Here is a 2869-nt window from a genome sequence, read left to right as displayed (position 1 = left end):
CAGAACACCGGCCGCATGCTGGCCAAGTGCCATCCATTGCTCACCTTTGAAGTACTCGCGCCCGTCAACCTTCCCTTTGAGGCCTTGCGGGTTCCACATGGTGGCCACCTCTTGCCAGTTGTCCACTGGCACCGGATACTGAAAAGCACAATCGACAACAGAGCATTCGTTTCGGTAAGTTGGCGAGTATTCGCCCGGTAGGGCCTTGGCGTTTTGAAGCGGCGTCATCAACGTGGCAAACACAATGCTGTTGGCCAGCAAGGTGCACACAGCACGTTTGAAGGTGCGGGTAAAGTTAATGAGGGGTGTCATGTGCGTTCCTGCGGGTGAAGTGCTTGTAGGTAGGGCTGATGTTTAGGTTTAATCGGCGAGGCAAGAGGTGGCATCGATGCGGATAGCACCTTCCCCTTTACCGGCAACAATGGTGCGCATAAAGATGGTGTTTTGGCCCGCACGTAAGTACGGACGTAAGTCAATATTTAGCCCGATTCCCCATCCGAGAGGATGGTTTTTCGTAACGGATTGAACCCTGCGTTCAGGTCGCTGCCGCCAAGGCTGCATTGAACGTTGCGCTTGGGCACATGATGACTTCAAGCTTTTCCTGTGACGGATGAAAGTAACCACCGATATCGACAGGGTGACCTTGTACCTCGGTGAGTTCAGTCACAATTTTCTTTTCTTGTTCCGTCAGTGTTTGGGCCAGCGACGTGAACTTGGCTTGCAGAGCCAAATCATCGGTCTGAGCCGCCAATTCCTGGGCCCAGTACAGGGCCAAGTAAAACTGGCTGCCGCGGTTGTCCAGTTGTCCAGTTTTGGGCGATGGATTTTTGTTGTTGTCCAACAATTTCCCAGTCGCTGCGTCCAAGGTTTTGGCCAACACTTTGGATTTTTGGTTGCTGGTCTTGATGCCCAGATCTTCCAATGACACGGCCAAGGCGAGGAATTCACCTAACGAGTCCCAGCGCAAGTGGTTTTCTTCTACCAGTTGCTGCACATGCTTCGGTGCCGAGCCGCCCGCTCCGGTTTCGTACATACCGCCGCCCGCCATCAAAGGCACGATCGACAGCATCTTGGCCGAGGTGCCCAGTTCCATGATCGGGAACAAGTCGGTCAGGTAGTCGCGCAGAATGTTGCCGGTGGCGCTGATGGTGTCCAGCCCACGCACCACGCGCTCCAAGGTGTAACGCATGGCACGCACCTGGCTCATGATCTGAATCTCCAGACCGGCCGTGTTGTGCTCATGCAGGTACATCTTGACCTTGGTGATGAGTTGGGCTTCGTGCGGGCGGTACTGGTCGAGCCAGAACACCACGGGCATGCCAGAGTTGCGTGCGCGTGTGACGGCCAGCTTGACCCAGTCGCGTATGGCTGCGTCTTTGACCTGGCACATGCGCCAGATGTCGCCTTCCTCCACATCTTGCGACAACAGCACTTCGCCGGTGTTGAGGTCAGTGATGTTGGCCACGCCGTCTTCGGTGATTTCAAACGTCTTGTCGTGGGAGCCGTATTCTTCGGCTTGCTGCGCCATCAGGCCCACATTGGGCACAGTGCCCATGGTTTTGGGGTCGAATGCGCCGTGCCATTTGCAGAAGTTGATCATCTCCATGTAAATGCGGGCAAAGGTTGACTCGGGCATCACGGCTTTGACGTCTTTCAAGCGGCCGTCAGCTCCCCACATCTTGCCGCCGTTGCGGATCATGGCGGGCATGGAGGCGTCCACGATCACGTCGTTGGGCGAATGGAAGTTGGTGATACCTTTGGCCGAATCGACCATGGCCAGCTCGGGGCGGCCTTCGTGGCAGGCGTGCAGGTCGCGCTTGATTTCGTCTTGCTTGGATTGCGGCAAAGTGGCGATCTTGTTGTACAGATCGGCCATGCCGTTGTTCACGTTGACACCCAATTCTTCAAACAATTTGGCGTGTTTTTCAAAAGCATCTTTGTAGAAAATCTTGACGCAGTGACCGAACACGATGGGGTGTGACACCTTCATCATGGTGGCCTTGACGTGCAGCGAGAACATCACGCCAGTTTTGTGCGCGTCTTCAATTTCTTGTTCGTAGAACTCGAGCAAAGCTTTTTTGCTCATGAACATGCTGTCGATGACTTCACGGTCAAGCAAAGCCACCTTGGGCTTGAGGATGATGGTCTTGCCGCTCGTGGTGATCAATTCCATCTTCACTTCGCGGGGGCGATCGAGCGTCATGGATTTTTCGCCATGGTAGAAATCGCCAGCGTGCATGTGCGAGACGTGCGAGCGCGAAGCTTGGCTCCAATCGGCCATACTGTGCGGGTTTTTACGTGCAAATTCTTTGACAGCACGGGGAGCGCGGCGGTCTGAGTTGCCTTCGCGCAGCACCGGGTTCACGGCCGAGCCAATGCACTTGGCGTAGCGTGCCTTGATGGCTTTTTCTTCGTCGGAGCTGGGGTTTTCCGGGTAATCCGGCAGCGCATAACCCTTGCTTTGTAATTCTTTGATGGCCAACATCAGTTGTCCCAATGAGGCACTGATGTTGGGCAGTTTGATGATGTTGGTGTCGGGCCGCAAAGTCAGCTTGCCCAGCAGGGAAAGGTTGTCCGGCACTTGTTGTTCTGGTTTCAGGTGCTCTGGGAACTCTCCCAATATGCGGCCTGCCAAAGAAATGTCACGGGTTTCGATGTCGATTCCGGCAGGCTTTGTGAACGTCCGAATGATGGGCAAAAATGATGCCGTGGCCAACAAAGGCGCTTCATCCGTCAAGGTGTAAATGATTTTGGAGGTGGCTGCAGGGGTGGTCATCGTGGTACTGATTTTTACAGGATGAAATAGAAGATCACTATCTTAAACCACGCATCCCTGAAGTGGACCCCAAAGTCGGGACAGACTTGATGG

General features: G+C 54.5%; 2 protein-coding genes. Both read right to left on the bottom strand.

The genetic code is table 11. The annotated features are described in order from the left end of the window. A partial coding sequence (locus Q0341_RS01895) for a hypothetical protein (RefSeq protein WP_299510163.1) occupies nt 1–312 on the bottom strand: 312 nt, incomplete at its 3' end. A 223-nt stretch (nt 313–535) separates the two neighbouring features. Then, on the bottom strand, nt 536–2776 hold the full coding sequence (locus Q0341_RS01890; protein ID WP_299510162.1) for an NADP-dependent isocitrate dehydrogenase: 2241 nt from the start codon (nt 2774–2776) through the stop codon (nt 536–538). Nucleotides 2777–2869: the final 93 nt, after the last annotated feature.

It is taken from the genome of uncultured Limnohabitans sp. (genome assembly GCF_937889215.1).
Taxonomy (GTDB): domain Bacteria; phylum Pseudomonadota; class Gammaproteobacteria; order Burkholderiales; family Burkholderiaceae_C; genus Limnohabitans_A.
This window is presented reverse-complemented; position numbering and strand designations above follow the sequence as displayed.